Source organism: Mycobacterium sp. (genome assembly GCF_046330795.1).
In the GTDB taxonomy this organism is placed as follows: Bacteria; Actinomycetota; Actinomycetes; order Mycobacteriales; family Mycobacteriaceae; genus Mycobacterium.
This window is the reverse complement of record NZ_JAXLSA010000001.1, coordinates 1,469,817-1,486,682: the sequence shown is the minus strand read 5'-3', so window position 1 is coordinate 1,486,682 and position 16,866 is coordinate 1,469,817. Positions and strand designations below refer to the sequence as shown.

The 16,866-nt window shown below is 68.7% G+C and carries 16 protein-coding genes; 10 read left to right on the top strand and 6 right to left on the bottom strand.

Annotated features, from left to right (window positions below; genetic code table 11):
* Window positions 1–42 precede the first annotated feature (42 nt).
* Genes U0R18_RS07030 through U0R18_RS07020 form a run of 3 tightly spaced genes read right to left on the bottom strand, consistent with a single transcriptional unit; the run spans window position 43 to window position 4,185 of the window.
* Window positions 43–2,409 carry a hypothetical protein gene (locus tag U0R18_RS07030; protein WP_526367257.1) on the bottom strand — a complete coding sequence of 789 codons (2,367 nt, stop codon included), beginning with the start codon at window positions 2,407–2,409 and terminating at the stop codon, window positions 43–45.
* 26 nt (window positions 2,410–2,435) lie between these two features.
* Window positions 2,436–2,993, bottom strand: coding sequence for a hypothetical protein (locus tag U0R18_RS07025; protein WP_526367255.1), 558 nt, complete (start codon window positions 2,991–2,993; stop codon window positions 2,436–2,438).
* Window positions 2,994–3,006: 13 nt separating this feature from the next.
* On the bottom strand, window positions 3,007–4,185 hold the full coding sequence (locus U0R18_RS07020; RefSeq protein WP_526367253.1) for an NAD(P)/FAD-dependent oxidoreductase: 1,179 nt from the start codon (window positions 4,183–4,185) through the stop codon (window positions 3,007–3,009).
* 126 nt (window positions 4,186–4,311) lie between these two features.
* On the opposite strand from U0R18_RS07020, the gene U0R18_RS07015 reads away from it, so the two are divergent.
* The 3 genes from U0R18_RS07015 to U0R18_RS07005 all read left to right on the top strand — a co-directional run bounded on the left by U0R18_RS07015 (window position 4,312) and on the right by U0R18_RS07005 (window position 6,637).
* Window positions 4,312–5,073 (top strand): TetR/AcrR family transcriptional regulator, encoded by a 762-nt coding sequence (locus tag U0R18_RS07015; protein WP_526367501.1) that lies wholly within the window; start codon window positions 4,312–4,314, stop codon window positions 5,071–5,073.
* A gap of 111 nt (window positions 5,074–5,184) precedes the next feature.
* Window positions 5,185–6,159, top strand: coding sequence for a class 1b ribonucleoside-diphosphate reductase subunit beta (nrdF, locus tag U0R18_RS07010; protein WP_526367251.1), 975 nt, complete (start codon window positions 5,185–5,187; stop codon window positions 6,157–6,159).
* A gap of 145 nt (window positions 6,160–6,304) precedes the next feature.
* On the top strand, window positions 6,305–6,637 hold the full coding sequence (locus U0R18_RS07005; protein WP_526367249.1) for a DUF3349 domain-containing protein: 333 nt from the start codon (window positions 6,305–6,307) through the stop codon (window positions 6,635–6,637).
* Window positions 6,638–6,707: 70 nt separating this feature from the next.
* Here U0R18_RS07005 and U0R18_RS07000 read toward each other — a convergent pair whose 3' ends face one another.
* Both U0R18_RS07000 and U0R18_RS06995 read right to left on the bottom strand, forming a co-directional pair.
* Window positions 6,708–7,754, bottom strand: a complete 1,047-nt coding sequence (locus tag U0R18_RS07000; protein WP_526367247.1) for an NAD(P)-dependent alcohol dehydrogenase — start codon at window positions 7,752–7,754, stop codon at window positions 6,708–6,710.
* 125 nt (window positions 7,755–7,879) lie between these two features.
* Entirely contained in the window at window positions 7,880–8,950 is a 1,071-nt protein-coding gene (locus tag U0R18_RS06995; protein WP_526367245.1) for an ABC transporter substrate-binding protein, read from the bottom strand.
* Window positions 8,951–9,105: 155 nt separating this feature from the next.
* Here U0R18_RS06995 and ctaD point away from each other — a divergent pair, with 155 nt between their 5' ends.
* Window positions 9,106–10,821, top strand: coding sequence for an aa3-type cytochrome oxidase subunit I (ctaD, locus tag U0R18_RS06990; RefSeq protein ID WP_526367243.1), 1,716 nt, complete (start codon window positions 9,106–9,108; stop codon window positions 10,819–10,821).
* Between the two features lie 2 nt (window positions 10,822–10,823).
* Window positions 10,824–12,065 carry a phosphoserine phosphatase SerB gene (serB, locus tag U0R18_RS06985; protein WP_526367241.1) on the top strand — a complete coding sequence of 414 codons (1,242 nt, stop codon included), beginning with the start codon at window positions 10,824–10,826 and terminating at the stop codon, window positions 12,063–12,065.
* Here the strand turns inward: serB and yczR are convergent, their stop codons facing one another.
* On the bottom strand, window positions 12,066–13,598 hold the full coding sequence (gene yczR, locus U0R18_RS06980; RefSeq protein ID WP_526367239.1) for a MocR-like transcription factor YczR: 1,533 nt from the start codon (window positions 13,596–13,598) through the stop codon (window positions 12,066–12,068).
* 63 nt (window positions 13,599–13,661) lie between these two features.
* On the opposite strand from yczR, the gene U0R18_RS06975 reads away from it, so the two are divergent.
* The 5 genes from U0R18_RS06975 to U0R18_RS06955 are packed head-to-tail and all read left to right on the top strand — an operon-like array spanning window position 13,662 to window position 16,855.
* Window positions 13,662–13,817, top strand: a complete 156-nt coding sequence (locus tag U0R18_RS06975) for a hypothetical protein (RefSeq protein WP_526367237.1) — start codon at window positions 13,662–13,664, stop codon at window positions 13,815–13,817.
* Window positions 13,814–14,491, top strand: a complete 678-nt coding sequence (yczE, locus tag U0R18_RS06970; RefSeq protein ID WP_526367235.1) for a membrane protein YczE — start codon at window positions 13,814–13,816, stop codon at window positions 14,489–14,491. The genes U0R18_RS06975 and yczE overlap by 4 nt, the downstream gene beginning before the upstream one ends.
* Entirely contained in the window at window positions 14,458–15,291 is an 834-nt protein-coding gene (locus U0R18_RS06965; protein ID WP_526367233.1) for an ABC transporter ATP-binding protein, read from the top strand. The genes yczE and U0R18_RS06965 overlap by 34 nt, the downstream gene beginning before the upstream one ends.
* Complete coding sequence (locus U0R18_RS06960) at window positions 15,288–16,103, top strand: NUDIX hydrolase (protein ID WP_526367231.1); 816 nt, start codon at window positions 15,288–15,290, stop codon at window positions 16,101–16,103. The genes U0R18_RS06965 and U0R18_RS06960 overlap by 4 nt, the downstream gene beginning before the upstream one ends.
* On the top strand, window positions 16,100–16,855 hold the full coding sequence (locus tag U0R18_RS06955) for an enoyl-CoA hydratase (protein WP_526367229.1): 756 nt from the start codon (window positions 16,100–16,102) through the stop codon (window positions 16,853–16,855). Before U0R18_RS06960 ends, U0R18_RS06955 begins: the two co-directional genes overlap by 4 nt.
* Window positions 16,856–16,866: the final 11 nt, after the last annotated feature.

The window sequence follows — 16,866 nt, the reverse complement described above, 5'->3', positions numbered from 1 at the left end:
AGCCACTCGAGCCGCGACGTTCGTGAGGTGAGATCGACGACGTCAGTCCGTGTCCGGACCTGCCGGTCGATCGGGACCGACGGATTCATACCGCTCGGCGAAGGCGTCCGCGGGTACCGGCCAGCACTCGCCGGCATCGCCCCGTACCACCCAGTCACCCTCAGCGGCGGTTACCGGCCCCTCCAAAGTGTCGACCACCTCGCCGGCGCGGGCCGGCCGGGCCTCGACCGTTCCGGTGCGCCGCCAGCGGTTGCCGCCGACGTGCTCGTGCGTGGCGCGGAAGATGTCGTCGCGCACCGAGTGTTCGTCACCCAGGCCGTCGTCCACGAACCAGTCGCCGGCGGCCGCACGCAGGGTGTGTCCCGAGGAGGTGGTCCAGGACCACGGTTGGTCGCGGCGCTCCGCGACGACCTCGCCGGTGCGCCGGAACTGTTGCCAGCCGAGCGCATCGGTGGCCGGACGGGATCGGTAGCCGAGTTCGCGCAGCTTCGTCAGGGTGGCGACCAGACTGGCCAGAGCGGCCCGCAGTAGTGCCGGGTCGGATTGCAGGTCGTCGAAATCGATGAGTTTGTCGTGGATCTTCGCCGCATCCTTGCGGACCTCGCCGTACCGCCAGCCGGCCGTCCGGTAGTAGCTGTACCAGTTCTCGTGCTCGGCGCGCGCCATCGCCACCGCGGTCTTCTCGTCGAAACCCAAGCAGCGCAATGCATCCAGTGGTTCTATCCCGCGCAGCCGGGCAGTCGACAACCCATCGGGCGGATAGCCCCAGGTATTCCAGGTGTGACCGCCGATCTCCTCGACCATTCTCAGTGCGTTGCGTACCTGACGGCGGTTTGAGCCCCGGTAGAACTCGTCGAGTTGTTCCCACGGGACCGCCGCCGCAGTCTGCCCACCGTTCTCGGCGACATAGCGGTCGTGGATCAGCCGGGCCGCCCGCTCCCAGGCATCCGGGGCCTGACCGGCGGCCATATCCATGCTCAACCGGTAGGTGCGCAGCTGCCCGAACACGGGTGGCCGGTCCGTCCCGGTGCCGGCGCCGGGCTCGTAGGCGTAGATCGGGGTCGCCGGAAAGCGTGCGGCCAGGCGGGTTCCCGTGGTGCCGTCCAGTCCCGCGTCGTCGGTCAGGATGACCGCGGTATTCGGATGGGCGGTCAGGTATCTCGTCAGTACCGCGACGGTGGGCCGGTCGCGCACCGCTCCGATCCCGCCCTCTTCGGGCCGGCCACCGCTCTGCTCGCGGGCATGCTCATGGTCGGCGAGGTACTCCTCGGCATCGGGCCCGACGAGTGTGAGTCGAGGTAGCGATCTACCCGGCTGGGGGTGGTAGCCCTGTTCCAGGATGCGTTGGGACATGTCGGCGCACAGGGCCAGGGCCAACCGGGACATGCCGCACACCAGGATCCGTTGTGCCCGTCGTTCGCCGGTGATCTCGTCCAGGAGACGGCGCGCGGTCACCTCGTATCGGCCCACGGCGTCGGGCGCCCAATGGGTGTCGGTGCCGCCGAGATGTTCGTCGCGCCAGGCAGCGGCCTGCCACGGGTCGTCGATGCGGACGGTCAGCGGAATCCGCCTGGCCGATCCCGGCAGGGCGGCGGTGATGGTGCGCAGCCGCGCCACGTTCGTCGACGGATCGGGCGCCAGCAGGTAGAGCCGATCGAGTTTTCGCCAGATGGGCAGTGCGGCAAGGCTCTCCGGGCGGGAGAGATCGGCGGTGAGGATCCGGGCCCCCTTGTTGCGGGCGGTACGCACGCAGGGTAGGTCGGCATCGGACGCCACGACCACCAGCGTGCCGCGCCCCTGCCTCGTGTCGGCGATGGCCGCGAGCATCGAGGACGCGTCGTCGTCGAGATCGACGACGACGGTGACCGAGCGCGCGAAGTGCACCCGTAGCCGGTCCAGCCGGGACCGGAACAGTGCGACGGCAACGCCGATGACGGAGAGGAAAACCGCTGCCAAGGCGCATAATTGAGCGATGTCGAGGGCTACCGGCAGGGGATCGGGGCACGCTCCGGAATCCAGCGACCGCGCCGGGTCGCCGCCTTTGACCAGTCCGGCGGTCCAGACCAACGGGGTGAAGAAGTCCGGGTGGGTGTCGTCCTGGCATCGCCAGTAGGACGCGACGCCGAGCATCGCGCTGGTCAACGCCAGGCCCACCACGATCAGCACGGGGGCTCCGGTGCGCCGGTCGTGGCCGGGTTGCGCCAGCGTCGCAGCCAGGGCGATCAGCACGACACTGATCACGGCGATGGTCACCGCAGAGTTGGGCCGGCCCAACCACTGCAACCAGGTCGGCATGGCTTCGCGCACCGATGGCCATGCGGCCAGCACCGCCAGGTATCCGATCAGTAGGCCGGCGAGTGCGGCCAGGATCGGCCGGAGAACTGTGAGTCCGCTGTGGCTGCTCCGCACAGGAGCAGCCTAGAGCTCTTACCGGGTCAACTGACCAGGTCCGACCAGAATTCGACGGTGGGCGTCGCGGCCCGTGACTCGGCGTGCGCGAATTCGCGGTCGATGTATTGGGCGAGGTCGGCGCCGTAGCAGATGATGTCCGTCTGATACATCGACAGCACCGGATGGCCGAAGGTACCGCGACCGGCGGGCAGATATCGATGCGAATGGACCGGCACCATCTGCGGTACCCGGTCCAGCTGCCAGCGCGCCGACCGCAGGGCGTGTTTCATGGCCGCCGGTCGCGGACCCCAAGCGGGATACCAGAATTCACTCCACTCGACGTCGAAGAGCACACCCTCGGCGGGCCACCGCAGCCGCTCGCGCAGCTTCTTCTCGGGCCCGTCACGCCAGTCCGGCCACATGTCGCCCAGCGGCAGCCCGGCAGCCAGGAAAGCGCGGTGGTCGTCGGCGAACTCGACCCCGAAAGTTGCTTCGATACGCTCGAATTCACTGTCGGCCAGGCCCGGCGCGATGTCGGCCACGCCCAGGGCGGCCAGCCGACCGGCGGCCTCGATACCCAGGAGATGTCCGTCGTCGACCACGACGAGGAATCTATTACGAGTGCGCCGGCGCTTGGGCGTTCTTGTAGAGCATCCGCAGCAGGCGATCCCGGAACGGCGCACTGTCGAGCGCGGCCAACCCGGCCCGCGCCACCCGCGGGTATCCGGCAAGTTTGTGGAAGTACCTGCCACGCCGGTACTCCCGGCCCCAGGCCTCCTCCATCCGCTGCGCATAGTTGGTGAAATCGTCGGGCCCGCCGTTGGTCAGGGCCGCGATCGCACAGTCGCCGGCGGCCAGGCCGGACTCCAGTGCCTTGGAGATCCCCGCGCCGGAGGTGGGCCGGCCGGCGCCCAGGGCGTCACCGGCGAACAGGACGCCGCGCCGCCAGGGCGGCCAGGCCGTGAAGCCCATCGGCAGTCGCCAGGCGCGAACCTCGCCGGCCCGCTTGAGGTCCGCCACACCGGGCAGCGCCCACTCCCGTGGCAACGTGGCCATGAAGTCGCCCAGGAAGTCCGTGGCGTTGATCTTCTGCCAGCCCCGGTAGCTGTTGACGTACCCCAGGCCGATGTTGACCCGCCCGTTGCCGAGTGGGAAGACCCACCCGTAGCCGGGCAGCTGATCGCCCTGGAACCTCAGCTTCAGGTGGATCTCCAACTCGTCGAAGTCCGGCCGCTCGATCGGCATCTCAGCGCGAATCGCGATGGCGGAGTAGCCATTTCGCTGGGACTGCAGGTGAAGTCCGCGCTTGATCGGGGAGTAGGCGCCGTCGGCGGCGATCACTGCGTCGGCACGCACGCTGCCGCCGTCGCGCAGCTCGACGCCGCAGACTCGGCCGGTGCCGTCCAGCAGCGGCCCGGCCACCTCGGTGCCTTGGCGGATCTGCGCCCCGGCGGAAGCGGCGTGCTTGAGCAGCAAGGTGTCCAGCTCGGGGCGTCGGGCGACGTAGCCGTGGTCGGGCATGCCCGGACGGCGCGGGAAACTCAGTTCCCACTCGCTGGGGCTGAAGACCCGCACCCCGCGTACGCGATGGAACCGGGAGAGCTCGCCGGACAGGCCCATCCGCTGCAGGTAGCTCACCGCGCGCGCGGTCAGGCCATCGCCGCAGGGTTTGTCGCGGGGGAAGTCGGCCTTGTCGAGGACGACGACATTCGCGCCGGTCTGGGCGGCCCGCCAGGCCGCTGCCGAACCGGCGGGCCCACCACCGACCACGGCCAGATCGAATCGTTCCGACACATTCGTCTCCCCAACTCGAGGAAACCCGACTTGCCCGCGATGCTAGTGAATTTCCGTCCGCCCCGCCGTGTGGGCAGGTCAGGGCCAATTGACGCGGTCGCAACGGTAAAGTTGGACATCGTGCGCGTGGTGCCGAGACCGAAACCGAAGCCCAGCGGGGACGTGGCCGTTCCCCCGGGGGTCAAGGTCGACGCGCGCAGTGAACGGTGGCGCGAGCACCGCAAGAAGGTGCGCGCCGAGATCGTGGACGCGGCGTTCCGCGCGATCGACCTGCACGGCCCGGAGGTCAGCGTCCGCGAGATCGCCGAGGAGGCCGGCACCGCAAAACCCAAGATCTACCGGCATTTCGCCGACAAGTCGGATCTGTTCCAGGCCATCGGTGAGCGCCTGCGGGACATGCTGTGGGCCGAGATCTACCCGGTGATCAACCTGGCCACCGACTCGTCGCAGGACGTCATCCGCAAGAGCATCGAGCAATACGTCTACCTCGTCGACGACCACCCCAACGTGGTGCGGTTCGTGCTCGCCGGCCGGTTCCCCGAGCAGGCCGAGGCCACCATGCGCGCGGTCAACCAGGGTCGCGAGATCACCCTGGCGATGGCCGAGCTCTTCAACAACGAACTGCGGGAGATGGAGCTGGACCGCCAGGCGCTGGAGCTGGCGGCGCACGCGTCGTTCGGCACCGCGGCCTCGGCGACCGACTGGTGGCTGGGGCCCGATTCGGACACGCCGCGCCGGATGCCGCGGGAGAAGTTCATCGATCACCTGACCACCATCATGATCGGCGCGATCATCGGGACCACCGAACTGCTGGGCATCCGGATCGACCGCGAGCTGCCCATCCACAAGGCCGTCCTGCGCGAACCCGGTGAGGCCGCGGATTCCTGAAATATTCGCCGGCGACACAACGTGTTGTGTTGCAGCGAGTTGTCGGACCCCAGTTGTAGTGTTGCGGACACACAGCTCATCGCTGCCCGCACCGTCAAGAGGGGTCCTCGAATGTCCGATGGAATGAAGCTCATCGATCGCGTTTCGGCCATCAATTGGAATCGTCTGCAGGACGAGAAGGACGCCGAGGTGTGGGACCGGCTGACCGGGAATTTCTGGCTGCCGGAGAAGGTGCCGGTGTCCAACGACATCCCGTCCTGGAACACCCTGAACGACAACGAGAAGCAGCTGACCATGCGGGTCTTCACCGGCCTGACGATGCTCGACACCATCCAGGGCACCGTCGGTGCGGTCAGCCTGATCCCGGATGCGCTGACCCCGCACGAGGAAGCGGTCTACACCAACATCGCGTTCATGGAGTCGGTGCACGCCAAGAGCTACAGCAACATCTTCTCCACCCTGTGTTCGACGGTCGAGATCGACGAGGCGTTCCGCTGGTCGGAGGAGAACCCCAACCTGCAGCGCAAGGCCGAGATCGTGCTGCAGTACTACAAGGGTGACGAGCCGCTGAAGCGCAAGGTGGCCTCCACGCTGCTGGAGAGCTTCCTGTTCTACTCCGGCTTCTACCTGCCGATGTACTGGAGCAGCCGGGCCAAGCTGACCAACACCGCCGACATGATCCGGTTGATCATCCGCGACGAGGCCGTGCACGGGTACTACATCGGCTACAAGTACCAGAAGGGCCTGGCGCTCGAGGACACCGTCAAGCAACAGGAGCTCAAGGATTACACCTACGAGTTGCTCTTCGAGCTCTACGACAACGAGGTGGAGTACACCCAGGATCTGTACGACAGCGTTGGCCTGTCCGAGGACGTCAAGAAGTTCCTGCGCTACAACGCGAACAAGGCGCTGATGAACCTGGGTTACGAGGCGCTGTTCCCGCGTGACGAGACCGACGTCAACCCGGCCATCCTGTCGGCGCTGTCACCGAATGCCGACGAGAATCACGACTTCTTCTCGGGATCGGGATCGTCGTACGTGATCGGCAAGGCCGTCGTCACCGAGGACGAGGACTGGGACTTCTAAAGCCGCCCAGACGTACGAATTGGCGCGAAACACCAAGTGCTTTGCGCCAATTCGTCGAACGGGGCCCGGTGAACGTGGGGTGAACGAGGACTGAACTGTCCCACCCGCCCTGGCGGCCATGACGGCCGGTCGCGACAATGAGCGGGTGACCACCAAAGAGTTGCTGCACCGGGTCCTCGACTGGCTGCGTGCCGGCTATCCCGAGGGCGTGCCGGGCCAGGATCGCGTCCCGTTGCTGGCGCTGCTGCGCAACACGCCGTTGTCCGAGGATCAGATCAAGGAAGTGGTCCGCCACATCACCGCGACGGACTCGACCGCGTTGGCCGATGGATCGATCACCGGCGACGAGATCGAGTCCTTCATCCAGGACGTCACCCACCACGATGCGGGGCCGGAGAACGTCCACCGCGTCGCCGCCAAGCTCGCCGCCGCCGGCTGGCCGCTCGCGGGTCTCGAGGCGGAAGCGCCGGACGCGTAGACGCCGAGGGGCCACCTTCTTCCCGAGAACCCGATTGGGAGGGGAAGAAAGTGGCTCCTGAGCGGAAGAACTAGATGGTCGCGGTGTCGATGACGAACCGGTACCGCACGTCGCTGGCGAGCACGCGCTCGTAGGCCTCGTTGACATACGCGGCGTCGACGACCTCGATTTCCGGGGTGACGTCATGTTCGGCGCAGAAGTCGAGCATCTCCTGGGTCTGCGGGATGCCGCCGATCAGTGAGCCGGAGATGCTGCGCCGCCCGAAGATCAGTGCGCCCGCCGGAACGCTCATCGGGTTCTCCGGCATGCCCAGTTCGACCAGGGTGCCGTCGGTCTTCAACAGGCCGAGGTAGTCGCCGAGATTCAGGTTGGCCGACACCGTGTTGAGGATGAGGTCGAACCGGCCCGCGAGCTTTTTGAAGGTACTGGGGTCGGAGGTGGCGAAGTACTCGTCGGCGCCCAGGCGCAGGCCGTCCTCCATCTTCTTGAGCGACTGGCTGAGGACGGTCACCTGCGCCCCCATCGCGTGCGCGAGCTTGACCGCCATATGCCCCAGACCGCCCAGTCCGATGACCGCGACCTGCGAATCGGGGCCCGCGTTCCAGTGCCGCAGCGGCGAATACGTGGTGATGCCGGCGCATAGCAGGGGAGCGGCCTGGTCCAGGGGGATGGTATCCGGGATGCGCAGCACGTAGTTCTCGTCGACGACGATCGCGGTGCTGTAGCCGCCCTGGGTGCGCTGCCCGTCCCGGCCCGTGGCGTTGTAGGTGCCGACCATTCCGCCGCCGGTGCAGTACTGCTGCTCGCCGGCCAGGCAGCTGTCGCATCCGCGACAGGAGTCCACGAAGCAGCCCACACCGACGCGGTCGCCGACCTTGTATTTCGTTACCTCAGAACCGATCTCGGTGACGATGCCGGCGATCTCATGGCCCGGCACGATCGGGAAACCGGCCCGGCCCCATTCGTTGCGGACGGTGTGGATGTCGGAGTGGCAGATCCCGGCGAACTTGATGTCGAAGGCCACATCGTGCGGGCCGACGTCGCGGCGCTCGATGGTGGTCCGGGTCAGGGGTTCGGTGGCGGAGGTCGCGGCGTAGGCGGGGATTGTCGTTGTCATGTCTTCTTCTCGTGTCCCTACAGGTGAATCAGATATGCATAGCTTATCGAAGTAATTGCCACACACGCCAGTGAATGTGGCTGAACACACGCAACCGGCTGCCCGCCGGATTGATTCCCGCCCGATCAGTTGATCGGGGCGTTGATCCAGCGCAGGTCGTCGAGAATGCCGCGGGCGGCCACCAGACCCTGGCCGGTCTGCCAGACCTCGTTGTTCACCGCGAACACCCGGTTGTCCCGGTTGGCCGAGAGCCTGCGCCAGGCCGCACTGTCGAGTACCGCGCCCGCCCGGTCCTTGGCCGCCGCCGAATCGAACGACAGGTAGATGATGTCGGCGTCGGCCGCAGAGAAGTCAGCATCGCCCAATTCCTTTGCAGTGGAACCGATTTCGAGGTAAGGCCGGTCGGTGAAGCGTTGGGCCGCGGGCCGGTCCACCCCGAATGTGGCCAGCACCGAGGCCGGAAAGTTGTCGGCGCCGTAGACCCGCACTGTGTTCTCCGTCAGCTGCACGATGGAGGCCTGATAGTGCGCGGCATCAGCGGCCGCCGAGATCTGCTTGGCCTGGTCGTCGAATGCGGTGATCAGATCCTGGGCCGCGGTGCCCCGGCCGGTGGCCGCACCGACGGCCCGCAGCGTGTCCTGCCACTTCGCCCCGCCGGGTCCGGTGAACACCGTGGGCGCGATCGCGGACAGCGCCCCGTACGTCGCTGCTCCGTCGGCCTGGGCGCCCAGAATCAGGTCCGGCTCGGCCGCCGCAATGCCACCGGGATCGAGGTTGCCGGGCGAACCGACCACCGGCACGCCGTGCAGCACGGTCCCCAGGTACGAGGGCTGCACCGCGGCAGCCACGACGCGGGACTGCAGTCCCAGCGCGCACAGCGCATCGAGCTGGCCCGCGTCCAGTGCGACGATCCGGGCCGGGTCCACGGGCACGTTAACCTCGGCGACATCTCCGCTACCGGCGCCGCTGGCCACCCGCCGCGTACCCTCGCCGGGCTCGGCGGGCACCGGCTCGGCCGCACACGATTCGTCGGGCCGGCGCTGATTTCCCAGCACACCGGCCGAAGCGATCTTGGTGGTGCTGGTGACGATGCTGGTCGACGGCGTGACGGGACTCATGCCCTGCGGCTGACTGCAGCCGGTCGGGGCCAGCCACAGGACGGCCAGGACACCGGCTGAAATCGGGACCGCACGCACGGCCCCGACGGTAACAAAGACGACCCGGCGCACCCCGCCGACGTGCGGATTGGGGCCGTCGCGAAGACATCTACGACGTATTGTCGGACCCGCGCCGACACACGGGCGATCGGCGGCTAGGATTCTGCTCAAGTCCGCGATGTTTGGAGGATCTCTTGACCGCCGAAGCACCCCCGATTGGTGAACTCGAGGCCACCCGTCCTTACCGGGAGCGGATGGGACCCAAGGGCAACCTGGTCTACAAGCTGATCACCACCACCGATCACAAGCTGATCGGCATCATGTATTGCGTCGTGTGCTTCTCGTTCTTCCTGCTCGGCGGCCTGATGGCGCTGCTCATGCGGGTGGAGCTGTCGGCCCCGGGCCTGCAGTTCCTGTCCAATGAGCAGTTCAACCAGCTGTTCACCATGCACGGCACCGCGATGCTGCTGTTCTACGCGACGCCCATCGTGTTCGGCTTCGCCAACCTGGTGATGCCGCTGCAGATCGGCGCCCCCGACGTGGCCTTCCCGCGGCTCAACGCGCTGTCGTTCTGGCTGTTCCTGTTCGGCGCGCTGATCGCGCTGTCCGGGTTCATCACCCCCGGTGGTGCCGCCGACTTCGGCTGGACCGCCTACACCCCGCTGAGCAACGCCATCCACTCGCCGGGCGCGGGCGGGGACCTGTGGATCCTGGGCCTGGCCGTCGGCGGTCTGGGCACCATCCTGGGCGCGGTCAACATGATCACCACCGTCGTCTGCATGCGCGCCCCGGGCATGACCATGTTCCGGATGCCGATCTTCACCTGGAACATCCTGGTGACCTCGATCCTGGTGCTGCTGGCCTTCCCGATCCTGACCGCCGCGCTGTTCGGCCTGGCCGCCGACCGACACCTCGGGGCGCACGTCTACGACCCGGCCAACGGCGGGGTGATGCTGTTCCAGCACCTGTTCTGGTTCTTCGGCCACCCCGAGGTGTACATCCTGGCGCTGCCGTTCTTCGGCGTGGTCTCCGAGATCTTCCCGGTGTTCTCCCGCAAGCCGATCTTCGGCTACACCACGCTGGTGTACGCGACGCTGTCCATCGCGGCGCTGTCGGTGGCCGTGTGGGCGCACCACATGTACGCGACGGGCGCGGTGCTGCTGCCGTTCTTCTCGTTCATGACGTTCCTGATCGCGGTGCCCACCGGCATCAAGTTCTTCAACTGGATCGGCACGATGTGGAAGGGCCAGTTGACCTTCGAGACGCCGATGCTGTTCTCCGTCGGCTTCCTGGTGACCTTCCTCCTCGGTGGCCTGTCCGGCGTGCTGCTGGCCAGCCCGCCGCTGGACTTCCACGTGTCCGACACCTACTTCGTCGTCGCGCACTTCCATTACGTGCTCTTCGGCACCATCGTGTTCGCGACCTATGCGGGCATCTACTTCTGGTTCCCGAAGATGACGGGCCGCATGCTCGACGAGCGTCTCGGCAAGTTCCACTTCTGGCTGACGTTCATCGGGTTCCACACCACGTTCCTGGTGCAGCACTGGCTGGGCAACGAGGGTATGCCGCGCCGGTATGCGGACTACCTGCCCTCCGACGGGTTCACCACGCTGAACGTGGTCTCCACCATCGGCGCATTCACCCTCGGGATCTCGACGCTGCCGTTCCTCTGGAACGTGTTCAAGAGCTGGCGTTACGGCGAGGTCGTGACCGTCGACGATCCGTGGGGCTACGGCAACTCGCTGGAGTGGGCCACCAGTTGCCCGCCGCCGCGGCACAACTTCACCGAGCTGCCGCGGATCCGCTCCGAGCGGCCGGCGTTCGAGCTGCACTACCCGCACATGGTGGAGCGCATGCGCGCCGAGGCCCACGTGGGCCGGGACCACACCAACACGCACACCCACGCCTAGGCGTGTCGACGTCGCAGGTGCCGGTGCTGATCACCGTCACCGGTGTCGACCGTCCCGGTGTGACCTCGGCGCTGTTCGAGGTGCTCTCGCGCCACGGTGTTGATCTGCTCAACGTCGAACAGGTGGTCATCCGGGGGCGGTTGGTGCTCGGTGTGCTGGTGTCCGGCGGCTCGGGGGATTCCGACACGGCCGAGGGATCACCGTTGTACCGGGAGATCCAGGAGGCCGTTCACGAACTCGGGCTCGACGTCAGCATCGAGCGCAGCGACGACATCCGGGTCATCCGGGAGCCGTCCACGCACACCATCGTCGTGCTGGGCCGGCCCATCACCGCGACGGCGTTCGGGGTGCTGGCCCGCGAGGCCGCCGCGCTGGGCGTCAACATCGACACCATTCGCGGGGTGTCCGACTATCCGGTCACCGGACTCGAACTTCGGGTGTCCGTGCCCGCGGGCGCCGAGAACCGTCTGCAGACTGCGCTGGCCCGGGTGGCCGCCGACGAGGGCGTGGACGTCGCCATCGAGGAGTACAGCCTGGAACGCCGCGCCAAGCGGCTGATCGTGTTCGACGTCGACTCCACCCTGATCCAGGGCGAGGTGATCGAGATGCTGGCCGCGCGCGCGGGTGCGGAGGCCAAGGTCGCCGCCATCACCGAGGCCGCCATGCGCGGTGAACTCGACTTCGAGGAGTCGCTGCGCGAGCGGGTGGCCACGTTGGCGGGGCTGCCCGCCGGGGTGGTCGACGAGGTTGCCGACCAGTTGGAGCTGACGGCGGGGGCGCGCACCACCATCCGCACCTTGCGGCGCTTGGGTTTTCACTGCGGGGTGGTCTCGGGCGGCTTCCGGCAGGTGATCGACCCGCTGGCGCACGAGTTGATGCTGGACTACGTGGCGGCCAACCAGCTCGAGATCGTCGACGGCATTCTCACCGGCCGGGTGATCGGTCCGGTGATCGACCGGCCCGGCAAGGCCAAGGCACTGCGCGAGTTCGCCGAACAGGCCGGCGTCCCGATGGAACAGACGGTGGCGGTCGGCGACGGCGCCAACGACATCGACATGCTGGCCGCGGCAGGCCTCGGGGTCGCGTTCAACGCCAAGCCGGCGCTGCGGGAGGTGGCCGACGCGTCGCTGAGCCATCCGTACCTGGACACGGTGTTGTTCTTCCTGGGCGTCACCCGCGGTGAGATCGAGGCGGCCGACGCCGTCGACGGCACCGCCCGCCGGGTCGACATCCCCCCGGCTTGATCAGACCACGGGCGCGGCGGCCGGCAGTGAATCGACCGGCGCCGGGCCGGCCCCGGTGATCTGCGCCCAGGCCCGCGCCAGTAGCGGAATCGCTTCTGCGAGTTGGTCATCCGGGAGCGCGTAGGGCACCCGGATGTAGCGCTCGAGGGTACCGTCGACCCCGAATCGGGGACCCGGCGGGATATCGACGCCCAGCCGGGAGGCGGCCGCCGACAGCGCCGAACTCATCGGTGCGGGCAGCCGCATCCACATCGACAGGCCGCCGGTGCTCAATGCGGCGGGCTTCGTGCTCGCGGAAGTACGCCGCTCGCCGAACCCGCCGGTGCTCAGCGGGGTGTTGCACGGCCGCCAGTCGGGCAGGTGCTCGGCCAGCAGTGCGCGCAGCAGTTCGCGGCGGTGCCGGATCAGTTCCCGGCGTTCGGGCAGCACCTGGTCGGCGGCCCCGATGAGCCTGGCCGCGGCCAGTTGTTCGAGGATCGCGGTGCCCAGGTCCACCGACGGACGCCGAGCCGCGATGGTGGCCAGCGTGGCCTGTTCGGCCCGGATCCAGCCGATGCGCAGCCCGCCCCAGAAGGACTTGGACATCGACCCGACGGTGAGCGCCAGGTCCGGTCGTGCGACGTCGGCGGCCAGCGGGGGTGGCGGCGGTTCGTCGAGCCAGATGTCGGTCATGGTCTCGTCGATGACGGTTCGGGTCCGGGTCTCGACGATGATGTGGCCCAGTTGCTTTCGTTGTTCGGCGGGCATGGTCAGGCCGGTCGGGTTGTGCTGGTCGGGGATCAGGTAGGCCAGCGCGGGGGCGAGTTGGCGGATGGCGGTGTGCAGCGCACCCAGGTCCCAGCCCTCGTCGGGAGCCAGGGAGACCGGCACTGCGCGGGCGCCGGCCGCGCCGATCGCGGCCAGCGCACCGGGGTAGGTGGGTTGTTCCACCAGAACCCGATCGCCCGGTTCGATGAATGTGGACAGGATCAGGCCGATGGCGTTCAGGGCGCCGGTGGTGACCATGATCTGGTCGGGCTCGGTGAAAAGACCACGGGCCGAATATCTTTCGGCGATCGCTGCCCGCAGCGGAGGGGCGCCGTACAACTCCAGGCCGGCCGAGTGCAGGTAGGCGCCGATGTCGGTGGCCGCCGCGCCGAATGCGTCGAGCACCGCCGAGGCCGGTGCGGACATCGCCGCCGCGGCCAGGTTGATCGTCGTCGGGGTGGTGCGATCCGGCGCGGGCGGCGTCCCCATGGTCTCGGGCAGGGCCGTCGTGCTGCGCGCACCGCGCCGGGCGGTCAGGTAACCCTCGTCGCGCATCTGGGCGTACGCGGTGGTGACGGTGGTGCGGGAGACCCGCAGTGCGTCGGCCAGCGCGCGTTCGCTGGGCAGCCGCGACCCGACCGGCAGGCGCCCGTCGACGATCAGCATCCGCAGACCGTCGGCCAAGCCCTGGTACACCGGACCGCTCCCGTTGGCCGTCCGCCAGTTGCCCAGCTCCCGGGCCAACAGGTCCACATCGAGTCGTCGATCGGCCATTTCTCGCGTCATTGGATGCCAGTTTGCCTCAACTGGCTATTGATGGGCAAGCCACTTGCGGGCCACCATGGGCTCATGTCCACGAACTGGAAGCCACTGGCCCGGGTGGCCGGCTGGTTGAGAACCCCGCAACCCCGATCCGGCGCCCGATGCGCCGACCTGGACGCCGACCTGCGGCGCGCGCACGCGGACCTGGCTGCCCTGCGGGCCCGGTTCCCCGATCACTCATGAGGGGCGTCGCGCGCGGGAGCGCTCTGCTCGTCGGCCTGATGCTCTACGGCTTCTCGATGGCGTTGATGGTGCGCGCCGGGCTGGGCCTGGATCCGTGGGACGTGTTCCACCAGGGGCTCTCGCTGCGCACCGGCATGACCATCGGGACCGCGAGCGCGGTGGCCGGAGTGGCGGTGCTGCTGGCCTGGATCCCGCTGCGCAACCGGCCGGGGATCGGAACGCTGGCCAACGTCGTCGTCATCGCGGTCACCGTCGACGCGGCCCTGGCCGTCCTGCCGGCCCCGACCGGCCTGGGGCCTCGGGTCGCGATGATGCTGGGCGCCGTGGCGCTCAACGCCGTCGCAACGGTTCTCTACATCGGCGCCGGACTGGGTCCGGGTCCGCGCGACGGCCTGATGACCGGCCTGGTGGCCCGCACCGGGAAGTCAGTTCGGTTGGTGCGCACCACAATCGAGGTGACGGTGCTGGTGTCGGGCTGGCTGCTCGGCGGGAGCGTCGGCGTGGGCACCGTGGTCTACGCCCTGGCCATCGGTCCGCTGGTCCAGCTGATCCTGCGACTCACTCCGGCACGCGTGTTGGCGGTCAGCGGCTGGTCAGACCGGGGACCGGTGCCCGCGGATGAGCTGTCTACCATGGTCGAGTGGCCGACGCCGAGACCGACCCCGACCTGCTGATCGATTTCCACAAGGTGTCGCTGCGCCGGGGCGGGCGCTCGCTGGTCGGCCCGGTCACCTGGCAGGTCGAACTCGACGAACGGTGGGTCATCATCGGCCCCAACGGCGCGGGCAAGACGTCGCTGCTGCGCATTGCCGCGGCCTCGGAGCATCCGTCCTCGGGCACCGCGTTCGTGCTCGGGGAGCGGCTCGGCCGGACCGACACCAACGAGTTGCGTGCGCGGGTCGGTCTATCCAGTTCGGCTCTGGCGCAACGGGTTCCGGACGACGAGGTGGTTCGCGATCTGGTGGTATCGGCCGGCTATTCCGTGCTGGGCCGGTGGCGTGAACGCTACGAGGACATCGACTACGAGCGGGCGGTCGACACCCTCGAGAGCCTGGGCGCCGAGCACCTGGCCCAGCGGACCTTCGGCACCCTGTCCGAAGGCGAGCGCAAGCGCGTCCTGATCGCCCGCGCGCTGATGACCGATCCGGAACTGCTGCTGCTCGACGAACCGGCGGCCGGCCTGGACCTCGGCGGCCGCGAGGAACTGGTGGCCCGGCTCTCCGACCTGGCCGCCGACCCCGACGCCCCGGCGCTGGTGCTGGTGACCCACCACGTCGAGGAGATCCCGCCGGGCTTCAGCCACTGCCTGATGCTCTCCGAGGGCACCGTCGTGGCCGCCGGCCTGCTCGACGATGTGCTGACCGGCGAGAATCTGTCAGCGGCATTCGGGCAGTCGATCGCCGTCGACGTGCTCGACGGCCGGTACTTCGCACGACGGGTACGCAGCCGCGCGGCACACAGGAGGCGAGCATGACCACCGACACCCCTCCCGAGCCATTGCCGGCCCGGCCGGCCGCCACCGTGATGCTGGTGCGCGACACCACCCGCGGCATCGAGGTGTTCCTGATGCGCCGGCACCGCGCCATGGAGTTCGTCGGCGGCGTGGTGGTATTCCCCGGCGGTGGTGTCGACGACCGCGACCGCAGCGCCGACATCGACTGGTACGGCCCGGCGCCGTCGTGGTTCGCCGAACGGCTCGGGGTCGCCGAGGATCTGGCGCTCGCGCTGGTCTGCGCGGCGGCCCGGGAGACCTTCGAGGAGTCCGGGGTGCTGTTCGCCGGTCCGGGCGCCGCCGACGGCACCGCCGGCATCGTCAGCGACGCCAGCGTCTACGCCACCGCCCGCGCCGCACTGGCCGACAATTCGTTGTCGTTCGGCGATTTCCTGCGGACCGAGGGCCTGGTGCTGCGGGCCGACCTGCTGCGGCCGTGGGCCAACTGGGTGACCCCGGAGGAGGAGCGCACCCGGCGCTACGACACCTTCTTCTTCGTCGGCGCCCTGCCGGAGGGCCAGCGTGCCGACGGCGAGAACACCGAATCGGACCGGGTGGCCTGGGCGCTGCCCGAGGCCGCGCTCGACGAATTCAGCGCCCAGCGCATCTTCCTGCTCCCGCCGACCTGGACGCAGCTGGATTCGCTGACCGGGCGCACGGTGGCCGAGGTGTTGTCGGTGGATCGGCAGATCGCCGCGGTGCAGCCCACCCTGACCGTGGCCGGCGGTAACTGGGAGATCGAGTTCTTCGACAGCGCCCGCTACAACGCGGCCCGCGCGGGACGCGCACCGTGACCCGGCGGCCCGGCCGCGAGTTCGTCTCCGTACACACCGACCCGGCTGTCCCGGGCGTGGGCACCATCCTGTTGAACCGGCCACCGACCAACGCACTGACCCGGCAGGTCTACCGCGAGCTGACCTCGGCGGCCGAGGAGGTGGCCGGCCGCAGCGAGGTCGCCGCGGTGATCCTGTACGGCGGTCACGAGATCTTCTGTGCCGGCGACGACGTCCCGGAGTTGCGGACGCTGTCGGCCAAGGAGGCCGCTGTGGGCGCCCGGGTGCGCCACCGGGCTTTCGAAGCCGTCACTTCGATCCCCAAGCCGACGGTGGCGGCCGTGACGGGCTACGCGCTGGGCGGCGGACTGACCCTGGCACTGTCGGCCGACTGGCGGGTGTCCGGTGACAACGTGCGGGTGGGCGCCACCGAGATCCTGGCCGGGCTGATCCCCGGCGGCGGGGGGATGGCCCGGCTGGTCCGGGTGGTCGGCGCCAGCCGGGCCAAGGAACTGGTCTACAGCGGCCGGTTCGTCGACGCCAAGGAAGCCTTGGCCCTCGGCCTGCTGGATGAACTGGTGGCCCCGGACGGTGTCTACGACGCGGCCGTGGCGTGGGCCCGGCGATTCGTCGACGCCCCGCCGGAGGCCCTGGCCGCCGCCAAGGCGGTGATCGACGGGTTACTGACCGCCAAGCCCAAGCAGATCGCCGAGGAACGTCGCCGATACGTCGAGGTCTTCGCCGCGAACCAGGGCCCGGCCTCGGCACGTTAGGCTGTCCTACC